Origin of the sequence: Aeromonas sp. HMWF014, from assembly GCF_963878295.1 — a bacterium.
Lineage (GTDB): Bacteria > Pseudomonadota > Gammaproteobacteria > Enterobacterales > Aeromonadaceae > Aeromonas > Aeromonas popoffii.
In genome coordinates, this window is the sequence record NZ_CAWNYS010000053.1 from 24,483 (window position 1) to 40,127 (window position 15,645).

16 protein-coding genes are annotated in these 15,645 nt (G+C 59.4%); 8 read left to right on the forward strand and 8 right to left on the reverse strand.

All coding sequences use genetic code 11. The annotated features are described in order from the left end of the window. Positions 1 to 30: 30 nt before the first annotated feature. From dnaA to gyrB, 4 genes are read left to right on the forward strand one after another with little or no spacing between them, the layout of a single operon-like run. Complete coding sequence (gene dnaA, locus AAC083_RS02070; RefSeq protein ID WP_042037147.1) at positions 31 to 1,401, forward strand: chromosomal replication initiator protein DnaA; 1,371 nt, start codon at positions 31 to 33, stop codon at positions 1,399 to 1,401. Positions 1,402 to 1,419: 18 nt separating this feature from the next. After that, entirely contained in the window at positions 1,420 to 2,523 is a 1,104-nt protein-coding gene (gene dnaN / locus AAC083_RS02075) for a DNA polymerase III subunit beta (protein ID WP_005319542.1), read from the forward strand. 2 nt (positions 2,524 to 2,525) lie between these two features. Then, positions 2,526 to 3,629, forward strand: coding sequence for a DNA replication/repair protein RecF (gene recF, locus AAC083_RS02080; protein WP_042037146.1), 1,104 nt, complete (start codon positions 2,526 to 2,528; stop codon positions 3,627 to 3,629). Beyond that, on the forward strand, positions 3,626 to 6,040 hold the full coding sequence (gene gyrB / locus AAC083_RS02085) for a DNA topoisomerase (ATP-hydrolyzing) subunit B (RefSeq protein ID WP_042037145.1): 2,415 nt from the start codon (positions 3,626 to 3,628) through the stop codon (positions 6,038 to 6,040). Before recF ends, gyrB begins: the two co-directional genes overlap by 4 nt. A gap of 119 nt (positions 6,041 to 6,159) precedes the next feature. On the opposite strand, the gene AAC083_RS02090 is transcribed toward gyrB, so the two are convergent. From AAC083_RS02090 to AAC083_RS02105, 4 genes are all read right to left on the reverse strand, one after another. Then, the gene (locus AAC083_RS02090; protein WP_108535734.1) at positions 6,160 to 6,537 is read right to left on the reverse strand and encodes a VOC family protein; all 378 of its coding nucleotides are present in this window, start codon (positions 6,535 to 6,537) and stop codon (positions 6,160 to 6,162) included. A gap of 69 nt (positions 6,538 to 6,606) precedes the next feature. Next, a complete protein-coding gene (locus AAC083_RS02095; RefSeq protein WP_108535725.1) occupies positions 6,607 to 7,311 on the reverse strand; it encodes a helix-turn-helix transcriptional regulator in 705 nt (234 codons plus the stop codon). A 65-nt stretch (positions 7,312 to 7,376) separates the two neighbouring features. Next, positions 7,377 to 7,541: a hypothetical protein gene (locus AAC083_RS02100; protein ID WP_181364619.1), complete on the reverse strand. Its 165-nt coding sequence runs from the start codon at positions 7,539 to 7,541 to the stop codon at positions 7,377 to 7,379. Positions 7,542 to 7,631: 90 nt separating this feature from the next. Next, entirely contained in the window at positions 7,632 to 8,402 is a 771-nt protein-coding gene (locus AAC083_RS02105) for an MBL fold metallo-hydrolase (RefSeq protein WP_108535726.1), read from the reverse strand. A gap of 282 nt (positions 8,403 to 8,684) precedes the next feature. On the opposite strand from AAC083_RS02105, the gene AAC083_RS02110 reads away from it, so the two are divergent. Both AAC083_RS02110 and AAC083_RS02115 read left to right on the forward strand, forming a co-directional pair. Beyond that, entirely contained in the window at positions 8,685 to 9,098 is a 414-nt protein-coding gene (locus AAC083_RS02110) for an Hsp20 family protein (protein WP_042037136.1), read from the forward strand. Positions 9,099 to 9,190: 92 nt separating this feature from the next. After that, a complete protein-coding gene (locus AAC083_RS02115; protein ID WP_108535727.1) occupies positions 9,191 to 9,628 on the forward strand; it encodes an Hsp20 family protein in 438 nt (145 codons plus the stop codon). A gap of 57 nt (positions 9,629 to 9,685) precedes the next feature. On the opposite strand, the gene AAC083_RS02120 is transcribed toward AAC083_RS02115, so the two are convergent. Next, positions 9,686 to 10,939 (reverse strand): valine--pyruvate transaminase, encoded by a 1,254-nt coding sequence (locus AAC083_RS02120; RefSeq protein ID WP_042037133.1) that lies wholly within the window; start codon positions 10,937 to 10,939, stop codon positions 9,686 to 9,688. Between the two features lie 292 nt (positions 10,940 to 11,231). Here AAC083_RS02120 and AAC083_RS02125 point away from each other — a divergent pair, with 292 nt between their 5' ends. Beyond that, the gene (locus AAC083_RS02125) at positions 11,232 to 11,465 is read left to right on the forward strand and encodes a hypothetical protein (RefSeq protein WP_108535728.1); all 234 of its coding nucleotides are present in this window, start codon (positions 11,232 to 11,234) and stop codon (positions 11,463 to 11,465) included. On the opposite strand, the gene AAC083_RS02130 is transcribed toward AAC083_RS02125, so the two are convergent. Next, positions 11,395 to 12,219: an AraC family transcriptional regulator gene (locus AAC083_RS02130; protein ID WP_108535729.1), complete on the reverse strand. Its 825-nt coding sequence runs from the start codon at positions 12,217 to 12,219 to the stop codon at positions 11,395 to 11,397. The genes AAC083_RS02125 and AAC083_RS02130 overlap by 71 nt on opposite strands. A gap of 92 nt (positions 12,220 to 12,311) precedes the next feature. On the opposite strand from AAC083_RS02130, the gene AAC083_RS02135 reads away from it, so the two are divergent. Next, positions 12,312 to 13,439 (forward strand): multidrug effflux MFS transporter, encoded by a 1,128-nt coding sequence (locus AAC083_RS02135; RefSeq protein ID WP_108535730.1) that lies wholly within the window; start codon positions 12,312 to 12,314, stop codon positions 13,437 to 13,439. A gap of 4 nt (positions 13,440 to 13,443) precedes the next feature. Here the strand turns inward: AAC083_RS02135 and AAC083_RS02140 are convergent, their stop codons facing one another. Beyond that, on the reverse strand, positions 13,444 to 14,127 hold the full coding sequence (locus AAC083_RS02140) for a response regulator (RefSeq protein WP_108535731.1): 684 nt from the start codon (positions 14,125 to 14,127) through the stop codon (positions 13,444 to 13,446). Between the two features lie 86 nt (positions 14,128 to 14,213). After that, positions 14,214 to 15,645 (reverse strand): sensor histidine kinase (locus AAC083_RS02145; RefSeq protein ID WP_146181558.1); only part of this gene is annotated, 1,432 nt, incomplete at its 5' end.

Genomic DNA, 15,645 nt, shown 5'->3' on the forward strand with positions numbered 1-15,645 from the left:
CTTTAGTTAATCAATTGACGGGAGTTTAGAGTGACTGCTTCGCTATGGCAGCAGTGCCTTAACCGGCTGCAAGATGAGTTGCCCTCGGCAGAATTCAGCATGTGGATCCGGCCGCTTCAAGCGGAGTTGAGTGACAATACTCTGACCCTGTATGCACCGAATCGCTTTGTTCTGGACTGGGTACGAGACAAGTATCTCATCCGGGTTAATGGCATCATCAACGAACTCTGTGGGGTCGACGGCCCCACCCTGCGTTTTGATATAGGTAATCGTCCCCATCCTGTCGCGGTCGCAAGAGCGCCGGCGCGGGGTACTGCGCCTGTGAATAACTTGCAGAAGAGCTGGGAAAGCAAGGCTGAAGCCAAGCCTGAGCCGAACCACAAAAGCAACACCAACGTGAACTATACCTTTGAGAACTTCGTCGAGGGTAAGTCCAACCAGTTGGCCCGTGCGGCTGCCCGTCAGGTAGCCGACAACCCGGGTGGCGCTTACAACCCGCTGTTCCTCTATGGCGGTACCGGCCTGGGCAAGACCCACCTGCTGCACGCCGTTGGCAACGCCATCAAGGAGCGCAAGAAAGACGCCAAAGTCATCTACATGCACTCCGAGCGGTTTGTGCAGGACATGGTGAAGGCGCTGCAGAATAACGCCATTGAAGAGTTCAAGCGTTATTACCGTAGCGTCGATGCCCTGCTCATCGATGACATCCAGTTCTTTGCCAACAAGGAGCGCTCCCAGGAGGAGTTCTTCCATACCTTCAATGCATTGCTCGAAGGTAACCAGCAGATCATCCTGACCTCGGATCGCTATCCGAAGGAGATCAATGGTGTCGAGGATCGCCTCAAGTCCCGCTTCGGCTGGGGCCTGACGGTGGCGATCGAGCCACCGGAGCTGGAGACCCGCGTCGCCATCCTGATGCGCAAGGCGGATGAGAACCAGATCCACCTGCCGGACGAAGTGGCCTTCTTCATTGCCAAGCGTCTGCGATCCAACGTCCGTGAACTGGAAGGTGCCCTCAACCGGGTGATCGCCAATGCCAACTTCACCGGTCGTGCCATCAACATCGATTTCGTGCGCGAAGCGCTGCGCGATCTGCTGGCGCTGCAGGAGAAGCTGGTCACCATCGACAATATCCAGAAGACGGTGGCGGAGTACTACAAGATCAAGCTGGCGGATCTGCTGTCAAAACGCCGCTCACGCTCCGTTGCCCGTCCACGCCAGCTGGCGATGGCACTGGCCAAGGAGCTGACCAACCACAGTTTGCCGGAGATAGGTGATGCCTTTGGTGGCCGTGACCACACTACCGTTCTTCATGCCTGCCGCAAGATCGAGCAGCTGAAGGAGGAGAGCCACGACATCAAGGAAGACTATTCCAACCTGATCCGAACCCTTTCCTCCTGATAAGAACGGAGAGCACAGATGCAGCTCGAAATTAGCCGTGAGGCCCTGTTACGTCCTCTGCAACTGGTGTCCGGTGCCCTGGGTGGCCGGCCGACCCTGCCGATCCTTGGCAATGTGCTGCTTGATGTCAGCCAGGGTCTGCTGTCGCTGACCGGGACTGACCTGGAAGTTGAGATGATAGGTCAGGTCTATCTCAATAATGAGAGCCAGGATGGCCGCACCACAGTGCCGGCGCGCAAGCTGCTGGATATCTGTCGCGGCCTGCCGGAAGGGGCGGACATCCGCCTCAACACCGAAGGCGAGCGCCTGATCATCCGTTCCGGTCGTTCTCGTTTCAACCTGTCGACTCTACCGGCCAGCGAATACCCGAATATCGAGGATTGGGAATCCGTGCTCGAATTCGACATCGGCCAGCTGGAGCTGAAGAAGCTGATCGATGCCACCCAGTTCTCCATGGCCAGCCAGGACGTGCGTTACTACCTGAACGGCATGCTGTTCGAGAGCGAGGGCCACGGCCTGCGCACCGTGGCGACCGATGGCCACCGTCTGGCGACCTGCCGTCGCGAGGTAGTGGAAGAATCGCTGCCCGATCATCAGGTTATCCTGCCCCGTAAAGGTGTGCTGGAGCTGGTGCGTCTGCTGGAAGCGGAAGACAAGCCGGTACGGCTGCAGATCGGTCGCAGCAACCTGCGCGCTGCGCTGGACGGCTTCATCTTCACTTCCAAGCTGGTGGATGGCCGATTCCCGGATTGGCGCCGGGTTATCCCGCGCAACAGCGACAAGGCCCTGATCGCCGGTCGTGAGGATCTGCGTCAGGCATTTGCCCGTGCGGCCATCCTCTCCAACGAGAAATTCCGTGGAGTGCGTCTCAATCTGCAGGAAAACCTGCTGCGCATTACCGCCAACAATCCGGAACAGGAAGAAGCCGAAGAGCTGCTTGACGTACAATACGAGGCCAGCGAGATGGAGATAGGTTTCAACGTCTCTTATGTGCTGGACGTGCTGAATACGTTAAAATGTGACCAAATTCGGATTAGCCTGAGCGATTCCATCAGCAGTGCCATTATTGAGGATTTTGATCATCAGGATGCTCAGTATGTGGTGATGCCGATGCGGATCTAGTCGTGGCCCTGGTCAAACTCCAGCTCAGCGACTTTCGCAATATCCAGCAGGCCAGTCTCAAGCTGTCCCCCGGCCTCAACATCCTGGTCGGGTGCAATGGCAGTGGCAAGACCAGCGTTTTGGAAGCCATTCACTACCTTGGTCTTGGTCGCTCCTTTCGTACTCACCTGACCGGGCGGGTCATCCGCCAAGGGGAGCGGGCCTTTACCCTGTTTGCTCAGTGCGAACTGGAGGGGCGTCAGGTACCCATTGGACTCGCCAAGGACAAGAGTGGCGAGACCCAGCTCAAGATCGCCGGGGCCCAGGCCCAGCGACTGGCCGATCTGGCCGAGCTGTTGCCGGTGCAGTTGATCCATCCTGATGGCTTCAACCTGCTGACGGGCGGTCCCCAGGCTCGCCGGGCCTGGCTGGATTGGGGGGTCTTCCATCAGGAACCGACCTTTTTCTCCCTGTGGGGACGAGTGCGGCGGTTGTTGAAACAGCGCAACGCCCTGCTGCGTCAGAGTACCCAGTATCGCCAGCTGGCGTTCTGGGATCAGGAGCTGGTGCGGCTCGGGGGGGAACTGGCCATGTTCCGTGCGAGCTATTGTCAGGCCATTACGCCCCTGATCAAGGAGATGACGGCAGATTTTCTGCCGGAATTCGACATCAGTCTCGGTTTCTATCGGGGCTGGGAGAAAGACACTCCCCTCGGCGACTTGCTGGAGGCGGGGTTTGAGCGGGATCGTTCGCTGGGTTACACAGGGGTAGGCCCACAGAAGGCTGATGTGCGACTCAAGGCGAATGGTGTGCCCGCTCAGGATATTTTGTCCAGGGGTCAGCTGAAGTTGTTGGTCTGTGCCATGCGACTGGCCCAAGGGCTCTATTTGAATCAACATAGCAGCCGTGGCTGTATTTTTTTAATTGACGATTTTGCCTCTGAACTGGATGTCGACAAGCGCCGCTTGCTGGCCGCAAGGCTGAAGCAGTGTGCGTCCCAGGTGTTTATCACCGCCATCGATACCGGTCAGCTCGCAGACATGATGGATGCGAATGACTGCAAGTTGTTCCACGTGGAACAAGGCAAGATCTCCGAAACGTTAGAGAAGGCAGAGAGTAAGCTATGAGTGAAAATACTTACGACTCCTCGAATATCAAGGTACTGAAGGGCCTGGATGCGGTCCGCAAGCGCCCGGGGATGTACATCGGCGATACGGATGATGGCTCAGGTCTGCACCACATGGTGTTTGAGGTCGTCGATAACTCCATTGACGAGGCTCTTGCTGGCTACTGCTCCGATATTCTGGTCAAGATCCATTCCGACGGTTCCGTTTCCGTGCGTGACAACGGCCGGGGTATCCCGGTAGACATGCACGAAGAGGAGGGCCGCTCCGCCGCAGAGGTCATCATGACCGTGCTGCACGCTGGCGGTAAGTTCGATGACAACTCCTACAAGGTGTCAGGTGGCCTGCACGGTGTGGGCGTCTCAGTGGTTAACGCCCTCTCTGACAAGCTGTTGCTGACCATTCGTCGCAACGGCCATGTCTACGAGCAGACCTATCACCTGGGTGAGCCGCAGGCGCCGCTCAAGCAGATTGGCGACAGCAGCAGTGGCACGGGTACCGAGGTGCGCTTTTGGCCGAGCCCGACCATCTTTACCGATACCCTGTATCACTACGAGATCCTGGCCAAGCGTCTGCGCGAGCTCTCTTTCCTTAACTCCGGTGTTTCCATCCGTCTGCAGGACGAGCGGGATGGCCGCGAGGTGCATTTCTGCTACGAGGGCGGTATCAAGGCCTTCGTGGAATACCTGAACCAGAACAAGACCCCGATCCACCCCAAGGTGTTCCACTTTTCCATAGAGCAGGACGGCATCGGCGTCGAAGTCGCCATGCAGTGGAACGATGCCTATCAGGAAGGGGTTTACTGCTTTACCAACAATATCCCGCAGCGGGATGGTGGTACTCACCTGGTAGGGTTCCGGACCGCGCTGACCCGCACCCTCAACACCTATATGGACAAAGAGGATTACAGCAAGAAGGCCAAGTCGGCCGCCAGCGGCGACGACGTGCGTGAAGGTCTGATTGCGGTCATCTCGGTCAAGGTACCGGATCCCAAGTTCTCCTCCCAGACCAAGGACAAGCTGGTCTCTTCCGAAGTGAAGACTGCGGTTGAACAGGCGATGGGCGAGAAGCTTGGCGAGTTCCTGCTGGAAAACCCGGGCGATGCCAAGATTGTGGTCAACAAGATCATCGATGCGGCCCGTGCCCGTGAAGCGGCCCGCAAGGCGCGCGAGCTGACTCGCCGCAAGGGTGCGCTGGACATCGCCGGCCTGCCCGGCAAGCTGGCAGACTGCCAGGAGAAAGACCCGGCCCTCTCCGAACTCTACATAGTGGAAGGGGACTCTGCTGGCGGCTCCGCCAAGCAGGGTCGCAACCGCAAGAACCAGGCTATTCTGCCGCTCAAGGGCAAGATCCTGAACGTGGAGAAGGCCCGTTTCGACAAGATGATCTCCTCGCAAGAGGTGGGCACCCTGATCACCGCTCTGGGCTGCGGCATCGGTCGTGACGAGTACAATCCGGACAAGCTGCGTTACCACAACATCATCATCATGACGGATGCTGACGTCGATGGTGCGCACATCCGTACCCTGTTGCTCACCTTCTTCTATCGTCAGATGCCGGAGATCATCGAGCGTGGCTACATCTACATAGCCCAGCCGCCGTTGTACAAGGTCAAGAAGGGTAAGCAGGAGCAGTATCTGAAAGACGAAGATGCACTGCTGCAGTACCAGACCGCCATGGCGCTGGATGGTGCAACCCTGCACGTCAACGAGTCTGCCCCGGCCATCGGTGGCGAGGCGCTGGAGCGTCTGGTCAACCAGCACCGTGCCGTGTCTCACCTGATCACCCGTATGTCCCGTCGGGCGCCGGATGCCGTGTTGACCCAGCTGATCTATCAGCCTGAGTTGAACGAAACCCTGCTGGCCAGCGAGAGCGACCTGCTGGCCTGGTGTCAGGGCATGGAGGCCGTGCTCAACGAGAGCAACCACGGTATCCAGTACCAGATCCAGGTGCGTCGTGATGAAGAGCGTCGTCTGTTCGTCCCCCATGCTGTGGTGCGTCAGCACGGGGTCGACCGTGAATACGCGATCAGCTACGACTTCCTGCAGTCCGGTGAGTACCGTCAGCTTGTTTCACTTGGCAAGGAGATCGCCAACCTGATCGAGGAAGGCGGTTTCATCAAGCGTGGCGAGAAGGTCAAGCCGGTTGCCAACTTCGTGGAAGCGGTCGACTGGCTGATGGGCGAAGGCAAGCGCGGCATCTACATCCAGCGCTATAAAGGGCTGGGCGAGATGAACCCGGACCAGCTGTGGGAAACCACCATGGATCCGGAAGCGCGTCGCATGCTGCGCGTCACCATAGACGATGCCGTCGGTGCCGACCAGCTCTTCTCCACCCTGATGGGTGATGCGGTCGAGCCCCGCCGTGACTTTATCGAGACCAACGCCCTGCGGGTCGCCAACCTCGACGTCTAATCGACGCAGTCAGACAGCAAAAAGCCGCTCCTTGTGAGCGGCTTTTCTCGTTTTAAGGGGCGGGGAAATCGTACGTTCCACGTGAAACGTCAAACCGCCTTGGTGTTGATGGTACCGACTTAGCCCAGTTCCGGAGCCAGGCAGTAGAGGCGCAGGCGATGACCATCGGGGTCAAGCGCCATGCCGGTATAGCCAAACTCCATTCGGCTCGGCTGCTGGATGATGGTCAGGCCGCGCGCCTGCCACTCGGCCAAGCCAGTATCAACACTGGCTTCATCTGGCAGCGGGAAGGCCAGCTCCATGGCACCAGCACTCTGGGTAACGGCGGGTGCGACCGTGGCACTGGACCAGAGCGCCAGTTTTGCCCCCGATTCGAATACGAACATGGCAAAGGTGGGAGATTCTTCTACTGGCGGACGACCAAACAGCTCGCGATAGAAGAGGGCGCTGCGAGCCGGATTGGCGACATAGAGAATGGTGAATGGCGGGACTGACAACATGGTGACGCTCCTTGATTCGGGGAGGGCGCATCTGCGCCGACCTCGTCAGCATGGCGCTACCTGCTGTCAGTTTCTGTCAGCAATGAATGTTGGTTGCGGGATCTGCTGGGCGGCGCGCCACTCCTTGAGCAAGATAGCCCGGCCTTTGGGATAGACGATCTCCTCTAGCTTCAGCTGGCTGATGCGGTCCACCCGGAAGTGGCGAAAATCCTGCCGTAGTTCGCACCAGGCCACCAGTACCCGCACCTGCTCGAAGTAGCCAAGGGCAAATGGCCAGACGGTGCGCTCGGAACTCGCTTCCCTCAGGTCGCGGTAGCTCAGGGTTATCTTGCGCTGCTGACGAATGGCACTGCGCAGGGGGGCTTCATCGGTGCAGGCGTCGTTGCGGGATGAGCCGATCAGCAGGGTATTGGCGTGGAGCTGCTGGCGGTACTCGTCGGGCAGCACGGCCTCTATCTTGGCCAACGCACTGCGGGCACCGGCACTCAGGGCGCTGTCGGTATGTTCGGCCACCCAGCGGGAACCCAGCACCAGCGCTTCCAGCTCCTCTTCACTGAACATCAGCGGTGGCAGCATGAAGCCGGGGCGCAGCACATACCCGACACCCGGCTCACCCTCGATATGGGCACCTTGCGCCTGCAGGGTCGCCATATCCCGGTAGAGGGTGCGCAGGCTAATGCCAAGCTGGCTGGCCAGCTCTGTGCCTGTGATGGCGTAACGGTGGCCGCGCAGCAGCTGGAGCAGGGCCAGCAGGCGTTCGGAACGGGACATGGTGTGACTCCTCGGGATCTCTGGTTAGCCTGCCATAGCGGGGTGAGCGGGTACAGCGGACGCCATCAGATATTGTTACCACGAAAAGAGCGTCGCCACTCGCCGGGGGAGGTGGCACTCTTGAAGCCGACCAGCTCGGCCAGGATATTGCCGAAGATAAGGCAGGGGACGGCGCAGTGAAAAGGGCTGAAGTGATCGAAGGTCACCACGGCAACGATCGGGGTGGGCATTATGTTGACTCCTCTCTGCGTGCAGGACTCTCATCATAAGCGTTCGGCAGTGAAAGCCGAAGGGCCATGTCTGGCTGGCCCTCCTGCGGATCACAGCGATATCGCCTCGCCATCTTCCGGCACCCGTACCCGATCCGCCATGCCGTACTCGGCCAGATAGTCGCGCAACTCCTTGCGTGACAGCACGGCATGATTGACCGCCTCCATGTGGCTGGCAATCAGGGTGGCCTGTGGCGCGGCCTGATAGACGGCCCGCACATCCTCCTTGCCCATGATGATGGCACCGAGCCCCGGCACCTGGGCATCGCCGCAGTTGAGGATGGCTACTTCGGGCTGGTGCTGTTGCAGAGCGTGCTCTACCTGCGCATTCCAGACCGTATCACCGGCCAGATAGAGGCATTTCTCGGAGGGGTGGGAGAAAACTACGCCGCACACTTCCCCCATGCGTTCGCCCAGTACCGCCATCAGTTGATCGCTGCCGTGCTGGCCACCGGTTTGCTGCAGGCGAATACCGGCAAATTCGGCCTGCTCGCTCAGCAGGCGCACATCTTTAAAGCCGCTGGCGCGTATGGTGTCAGCATCTTTCTGATGTTGTACAAACAGTGGCAGATGCTTGGGGATCAGGGCTCTGGCGGCGTCATCCCAGTGATCCGGGTGATCGTGGGTGACGATAACAGCATCCACATCGACAAGTTCATCGATCGGCAGCGGTAGCTCGACCAGCGGATTGCGCAGCTGGCTGTTGGCGGTGCCCTCAAAGCCGGGGAAGGCCCCTTTGGCAGATAGCATGGGGTCGATCAGAAAGCGGGTGCCGGCATAGTCGAGCAGCAGGGTGGCGTTGCGAACCTGGGTAATCTTCATGGGATGGCTCCATGTTGGTTGGTGGATATGCAACCAAGTATGGTGGATGGTTCGGCCAGCCATCAGTGGCCCACGGGTCGATTATCATCACTATCGGGCCAATAGGCTGATGATCTAAAGGTCGGCGCGGCCATTTAAAAAATCTGAAAGAATCCCCCTTGAAAGCAAAAAACTGGGCCCCTATATAGGTAACACGGCCGGAACGCTCGACAGAGGTTTCGACCATACGCCCGTCCGACAGGAGGGCAAACCATCCGTTATCGCTCATAAGAGGGTAATACTATGCGTTCTATCGACTTTTCTCCGCTCTATCGTTCTGCCATCGGTTTCGATCGTCTGGCCAATCTCATCGAGTCTGCGGCCAGCAATGGCAATGCCGGATATCCCCCCTACAACATCGAGCAGCTGGGTGACAGCGACTACCGCATCAGCATGGCGGTGGCGGGTTTTACCCAGGAAGAGCTGGAGCTGAGCTTCCAGGAAAATCTGCTGACGGTGAAGGGTAACAAGCAGGCCGAGACCGACCGCAACTATCTGTATCAGGGCATAGCCGAACGGGGTTTCGAGCGCCGCTTCCAGCTGGCCGACTATGTGCGGGTAAAAGGGGCGGACCTGAAAAACGGCTTGCTGCATATCGAGCTGGTGCGTGAAGTGCCCGAGGCGATGAAGCCGCGCAAGATCGAGATCAACGGCTGATAGCCTGAATTCACTGCGATTTTCAAATTTCCCGGGTGCCGATGACGGGCCTGTGGAGAACCAAACCTGTTGCTTGTTAGAAGGATAGGATTATGCGTAACCTCGATTTTTCTCATCTCCATTCCAATGCCGTCGGCTTCGAGCGGATGGCCCGTGAGCTGGAAGGTCTGTTCGAACAGAAGACCGCCGCTTACCCCCCTTACAACATTGAAAAGCGCGATCACGACGGCTATCGCATCACGGTCGCGGTGGCCGGTTTCGAGCGCGAAGAGCTGGAGCTGGAAACCGAAAACGGCACCCTCAAAGTGAAGGGGTGCAAGGCGGCCTCTGATGAACGCCAGTTCCTCCATCAGGGCATTGCCGAGCGCGACTTCGAGCTCGCCTTCAAGCTGAGTCAGCACGTTGAGGTGCAGGGTGCCAAGCTCGAGCATGGTCTGCTGACCATCGATCTGGCACGCGAACTGCCGGAGGCGCTCAAGCCTCGCGCCATCCCCATCGGCAAAGCCGAGCCACTGGCGCTACCAAACTAAGCCATTGGAAATGAAAAAGGCCTGCGATTGCAGGCCTTTTTGTTTTTGGCTCGCAGGTTAGTTGCTGCCGTAGAGGTCGTTGATCTCGTCCGCCAGTATGGCGATGCCACGGCGCACCAGCTCCTCGCTCTGGGAGTAGTTGAGGCGGATGCACTCCTGACTGTGGCGCCACTCGGGGTCGTCGATGCCGGGGAAGAAGTAGTGACCCGGCACTATCAGCAGGTTCTTCGCTTTCAGTCGCTCGTAAAGCTCCTGACAGTGAATGGGCAGGTCTTCGAACCAGAGCCAGAGGAAGAGGGCGCCTTCCGGCTTGTGGATGTGGAAGCGCGGATCCGGGATCGCTTCACGCAGCAGCGCTACCGCCAGCTCGGCCTTCTGCCGATAGAAGGGTTTCACTACCTGCTCGCTCAGGGCGATGATCTCGCCGCTCTCGATCATGGGGATGGTAATGGCTGGCCCCAGGCTGCCCGGCGCCAGGTTGATGATGCCGCTCAGGTTGGTGATGGCCTGGATGATCTTCTCATCGGCGATGACGATGCCGCAGCGGGTGCCCGGCAAGCCCAGCTTGGAGAGGCTCATGCAGAGGATGGTGTTGGCGTTCCAGAACGGCTTGGCTTCGCTGAAGATTATGCCCGGGAAGGGCACGCCGTAGGCGTTGTCGATCAGCAGCGGAATGCCCTTGTCGCGAGCGATCTGATCCAGGTGCTCTATCTCGTCATCGGTCAGCACGTTGCCAGTCGGGTTGGTTGGACGGGAGACACAGATCACCCCGATATCGTCGCCCACCTGCAGGCTTTCGAAATCCACATGGTATTTGAACTGGCCATCGGGCAGCTTCTCCATGGTGGGTTTGTACGCCACGAAGTAGTCATCGGTGAGGGCTGAGTCGGCGTAGCCGATATATTCAGGGGCCAGCGGGAACAGCACTTTCTTCTTGCGGCCATCGGCGAACTCGCCAGCCAGCAGGTTGAACAGGTAGAAGAAGGCATTCTGGCTGCCGTTGGTCAGAGCGATATTGCGGGCCGAAATATCCCAACCAAGCTCTTTGCTGAGCAGGGCGGCCAGCGCCTTGGTGAACCTGTCCTTGCCTTGGGGGCCGTCGTAGTTGGCCATGGCTTTGACCAGTTCACCGTTGTCGAGCAGGGTTTTGGCCTCGGCCTGAAAGCGCTCCAGCATGGCGGGGATGGGGGCCGGATTACCGCCACCCAGCATGATGGCGTCCGGATTGGTCAGCCCCTGATTGAGGTCATCCATGAGTTGGGTAATACCGGCGTGGCGAGTGAACTTCTCGCCGAACAAGGAAAATTCCATTCGGTGACGGATCCAGAGTCAGTTACGGGGATGTAGCACCATAGCTCAGTTTAAAAGCGGGTGTCGATCAAAAAAACGGGACGTTCCACGTGGAACATGGCCAAAAGTTTAAGCGTGGTTAAAAGCACCAACTGTTGGTTTTAAAATGACCGAGCAGGATGCATTTTGCGACTCATTTTGGTATCGATAGAGGGTAAATTTAAACAAAATCATCATGTTATGTATGTTTTTAGGGTTGGCACAACAATTGGAAGAGCTAGCTGGTCATCTCAACCACACCGGAGCAAACCAGATGAAAACCCTGATAGCCACCCTGATTGTGAGTGCCCTGAGCCTGAACGTGATGGCCAACGACAACCCGAGACCCGAGTTGGAGAGTGCCAAGCTGGAGCAAGATGTGCAGCGCGAGTTGCAGCAGGCATCCCATGCCGTGGTGCAGGATGCGCTGCACAACCTCAAGCCGCTGGCGCTGGATACCCTGGTGGTGGAGGCGAGTCAGGCGGTGGCGACTCACCCCGAGAGCTGAGATAGCGCAGGGGAGTCTGCCCCGTATGTTGTTTGAAGAAGCTGATGAAGGCGCTGTCGCTGGAGAACTCCAGCGCAGCGGCAATCCGGCTGATGGGCTCGCTTTCTGCCAGCAACTCCATGGCGCGCAGCAGCCGCCACTGCTGACGCCATGCCTGATAGCTCATGCCGGTCTCCCGTATGAAGATGCGGCCAATGGTCTTGTCACTGGCACCCACCCGTTCGGCCAGCCGGTTGAGCCGATCGGGCAGGGCATCTCCCCGTTTCAACTGCTGTAGCCAGCCGCCCAGTCTGGGATCTGTCGGTAGCGGCAACTGCCACGATTCTCGCGGCGCCAGCCCCAACTCCTCCATAAACAGCGCCACTGTTCGCTGCTGCTCTGCTTGCGGTTTGTCCCACGGCCAGAACGCCATCCGCTCGATCAGTTCGTGCAGCAGCGGATTGACCGCCAGCACCTCCACCGTGCCGGGCAACTCGGGGTACGGCTGGAAATAGAGGGAGCGGTAGGCCACCACACCACGCATCAATATCCGGTGGGCGGTGCCCGCCGGCAGCCAGGCGGCGCGGGTGGGCGGCAGCAGGCAGACCCGACCTTCCAGCTCCATGGTCATGCAGCCGGATTGGGCAAACAGCAGCTGATGGCGTTTATGCTGATGCAGGCCCGAGTCGTGCCAACCGAGCGCGGAGGCAATGCCGATCACGCTGCCCGTCAGCTGATCAGGGTCAAAAGGGTGATCGGGAAGAATAAAGGCCATATGTCCGATTTTTGATGTTTATAGTCCTGCTTATTGTAATCAGACAATCGGCATCTCTCTAGAATGGCGACCTCTTGTGAAGGAGGTTTGTCATGAACAACAAGTTGCCACCGCTCTGGCTGGTGGTGGGATTGATGATGTTTCCCCAGATCGTGGAGACCATCTACAGCCCGGTACTGACCCAGATCGCTACCCAGTTTCGGGTGAGCGACGGACAGGCATCCCAGACCTTGTCGGTCTATTTTCTGGCGTTTGCGGTGGGGGTGGTCTGCTGGGGACGGCTCTGCGATCTGATCGGGCGGCGTCCCGCCATGCTGGCGGGTCTGCTCACCTATGGCGTTGGCACCTTGCTGGCGTTTTTGGCCAACCAGTTTGAAACCCTGTTACTGGCCCGGGTCATCTCGGCCTTTGGCGCTGCAGTGGGATCTGTGGTGACCCAGACCATGCTGCGCGACTGCTATCAGGGGAGCGAGCTGGCGCGGGTCTTCTCGGTGATGGGCATAGCGCTCTCCCTGAGCCCGGTGTTGGGGCTGGTGAGCGGCGGCTTGTTGGCCGAGCAGTTTGGCTATCTCGGTGTCTTCAGTGGCTTGCTGTTGCTGGCCCTGATACTGGGGGGGATCGCCCGTTGGCGGTTGCCGGAAACCCGTCCTGTGATAACCACTCGGGTTGCCCTCTGGCCATTGGCGTGTCGCATGGTGCGGGATGGCGGACTATGGTGCTGCGCTGTGCTGGTCGCCCTGTTCAATACCATGCTGTTTGGTTACTACAGCCTGGCCCCCTTCCTGTTTGCCGAATTGGGATTGAGTGCCCGTGAGTTTGGCTATTCCGGCCTGGTGTTGGCGCTGGCGACTCTGATCGGCAGCCTGCTGAACAAGCATCTGCTGGGGAGAGGTTGGCAGCCGTCATCTCTGGTCAGGCTGGCTTGTGTGCTGGCGCTGGTTGCTGGGCTGCTGGTCTGGGCGAGTCAGGATTCGCTTTGGTTCCTGCTGCCCATGATGGGCGTCGTGGTGGCTTTTGGGATTGCCATCCCCAATGTGTTGAGTCAGGCCTTGCTGGGCTATCGGGAGGTAGCAGGCAGCGCCGGTGCTCTGTTCGGGCTGGCCTACTACCTGCTGCTCAGCCTGGGATTGGCGCTGGCGGCCACTTTGCAGGATCTGGGTATGCTGCTCCTTGGCTGTGGCCTGGTGGCCGTACTGTGCAGCGGACGGCGTTCCACGTGAAACATCAGTTACCAATAAAACGGTAGCCGATGCCAGATTCGGTTTCGATCAGACGGGGTTGTTGGGGATTATCCCCCAGTTTCTTGCGCAGGCTGGCGATAACGATGCGCAGGTAGTGGGTATCTTCCTTGTGGCTCGGTCCCCAGATGTCGTTGAGCAGCTGGGTTTGCATCACCAGCTTGCCGGGGTGGCACACCAGCGCCTGCAGCAGGGCGAACTCCTTGCGAGAGAGGGGGATCTCTTCATCCTTCATGGTCACTTTGTGGCTGCTGGCGTCCAGGGTCAGGCCGCATTGGGGGAAGTGGCGACATTCACCGCTGCTGACCCCGACTCGCTGGCGCAGCAAGACGCGGATGCGGGCCATCATCTCCCCAATGCCGAACGGCTTGCTCATGTAGTCGTTGGCGCCTGCGTCCAGCAGCCGTACCTTCTCCTGCTCCGAATCCCGCGCCGACAGCACCAGTACCGGGTGCTGATGGTGCTCACGAATCGTCTGCAGAATCTGGATGCCGTCTCCGTCCGGCAGGCCGAGATCCAGGATCACCAGATCGGGATTGAGGTGGCGATATTGCTCCAGTCCCTCATTGACGCCCACCGCCTCGCTGACCTGATGCCCCTCGGCGATCAGACTGATCCGCAGAAAGCGGCGGATTGCCGCTTCATCATCAATGACCAGGATATGAGCCATCTAGCCTCCAGAGGCGAATGTTGGGTAGGGAACATATGATGGCAGAATGAACTCGCTACAGCCCTTATGACAAAGGATGGGATCCATCATACCTCCGGTGAGTTGAGGGTGAGCGACAGGGAGATGCGCATGCAGGTGCCGTTGCCATTGGGGCCGGAAAACGCCCAGATGCGACCGCCATGAGCCTCTATCATAGCGCGGGAAATGGCGAGGCCAAGCCCGGTGCCGCGACTGCCGCAATCACCGACTGGCTGGGTGTAGAAGAGATTGAAGATCTTGTCCCGATCCGACTCGGCGATGCCGACCCCGATGTCGATGATATCGATGATGAGATCCGGGTCCGCCAGCATTACCTTGAACTCGATGGGCGTGCCGGCTGGCGAGTAGCGGGAGGCGTTATCGAAGATATTGACCAGCACCTGCTCGATCAGGGCGCCGTGCACATAGAGCTGGGGGATCTGCTGATCGAAGTGCACCAGCAGTTTGTGCTGGCGCCAGGAGGAGTCCAACCGCTTGCGGGCACTCTCCACCAGATCTGCCAGGTCGACCCAGTCCCGTTTCAACTGGAAGTCCGGCGAACCTATGCGGGTCATGTCCAGCAGGTTCTGCACATAGCTGTGCAGGCGGCGCGCCTCGTCCTGCACCGAATGGAGCAGTTCGCTGCGATCCTCTGCGCTTATCCGATCACCGTATTCCAGTAGGGTGCTGCCAGCCCCCATGATGGTTGCCAGCGGCGTCTTCAGATCGTGGGAAACCGACGAGAGCAGGGCTGCGCGCATCCGATCCGTCTCTGCCTGCAGCTGGCTGTCGGCCAGCCGTTCGTTGAGGTCGATCCGTGCCAGGGCGGCGCGGATGTCGGTGAGCAGGGCCTGCAACTGGTGTTCAGCCGAAGAGGCGAGCGGATTGACCAGCCGGATGCCGAGTACCAGATCATCGGTGAGATGGTGATATTGCGCCTCGGCGGCATTGAGGGTGGCTGTGTGGGCACCCGCGCTCTGCTTCTGGGCCAGGCACCAGTCGATGGCCGCCTTGTCGGTCTGTCCGGGTCTGTGCTGAGCCGATCCCGCCCTGTGCTGATAATCCTGATCGAGGGCAAAGACGGGTTGGATCAAGGCCAGCGAAATGGCCTGGGTGCCTTGCCTGAGCACCTCTTCCGGGCTGCTGGCGGTGGCCAGTCCCTGACTGAGGGAGAGCAGGGCGTTGCCGAGCTGCTGAGTCTCGCGCAGGCCGATCAGCTGTTGCCGCTGGCGGGAGGCGAGTCGTCCCGCCGTCATGCCGACGATAAGCAGCACAAACAGGGTGAGCAGATCGCTGTGGCTGGCCACGCTCAGGGAGAAGTAGGGGGCAGTGAACAACAGATTGTGAGCGACGAAGCCCAGTACGGCCGCCAGTATGGCGGGCACCAGGCTGGTGGTGAGCGCCGTCGCCAGCACCCCCAGCACGAACAGCAGGGGCAGGGACGCGGGCGGCGGCCAGTGGGAGAGTCCCCAGGCGGTGGCCGAGGTCACCGCCATGATG